Genomic DNA, 1046 nt, shown 5'->3' on the forward strand with positions numbered 1-1046 from the left:
GTATTGCTTTCATGCCGGTTATCCTTAAGCGTTTATTTATTATTGGAAACACCACGGAGCCGGGCTTTTAGCCTGATGATAGTGAGCTAAAGCTGTTTTTCTGGCTCATGATTGTTTGCAGTCATTACTCTAAATGTAAGCAATTTCTGGCAGAATATTGAAAAAGCTTTAACTCATTGATTTATTTGAATTACTTTTATCAAATAAAACTGTGTTTCAATAAATACCCCATCTGATATACCCTAAAAAACCTCACAGTAGCAGGAGCTTCTTTGCTGGGGCTTTTCTTGAGTCAGGAATATTTCGAGGAATTTGCGAATGTCCGTAAAAAGCTGACTCTTGACCAGAAAGAGGCCGGAGAGATGTTTGGTGGAGGGGTTAACGCATTTTCCCGATACGAAAATGGCAAAACCAAACCACCACTTTCACTGGTAAAACTGTTCAGACTGCTGGACAATCATCCAGAGCTTTTGTCTGAAATTCGCAGCTGAAATACTTACTAGTCACTGTGAGACAGTCAGACGTATTTGCTGGAAACAGGATTTTAACTGGTCGTCACGCAGGATCTCTTCGTAGAGCTTTAGGTCACGGCCTCGCTGCTGTATGACACTGTCAGGGTGGGCTAGCAATGTCGTATAAGCTTTGGCCATGCGTATGCTATGGTCGGCCTTTGCGATTTCTCCGAGAGTTGCTTCCCTGCCATGATAGTATGCTTCGTGGTACGGTTGTTGATGATATTATACCGAGTGTGCAGTATATCCCTCAGCTTCAGACGCCGACCGAAGGGCGGTCGGGTGGCGAAGCCACGAATTGGAAGCGTTTGTTATGTTGCGTTTGCACTGTACCCCAAATGATCTACAATGACACTGTACAGAACAATATGACGCATAGGGGTACTTAAAAATGAGCAAAAGCGCAATGATCCGAGCCAGAATAGAGCCTGATGTGAAGGAACATGCAGAAGCGATATTCAAGAAACTGGGGCTGAACGCAACAGATGCAATCACCTTGTTTTATAAGCAAGTAGGTTTGTGCAATGGATTACC

2 protein-coding genes are annotated in these 1046 nt (G+C 43.7%); both read left to right on the forward strand.

Annotated elements, in window-relative coordinates; translation table 11 throughout:
* The first annotated feature begins 272 nt into the window (after positions 1–272).
* Positions 273–491: a type II TA system antitoxin MqsA family protein gene (locus KDK18_RS05785; RefSeq protein WP_306670732.1), complete on the forward strand. Its 219-nt coding sequence runs from the start codon at positions 273–275 to the stop codon at positions 489–491.
* 427 nt (positions 492–918) lie between these two features.
* A partial coding sequence (locus KDK18_RS14710; RefSeq protein ID WP_373691153.1) for a type II toxin-antitoxin system RelB/DinJ family antitoxin occupies positions 919–1046 on the forward strand: 128 nt, incomplete at its 3' end.

The organism is Endozoicomonas sp. SESOKO3 (assembly GCF_024606255.1).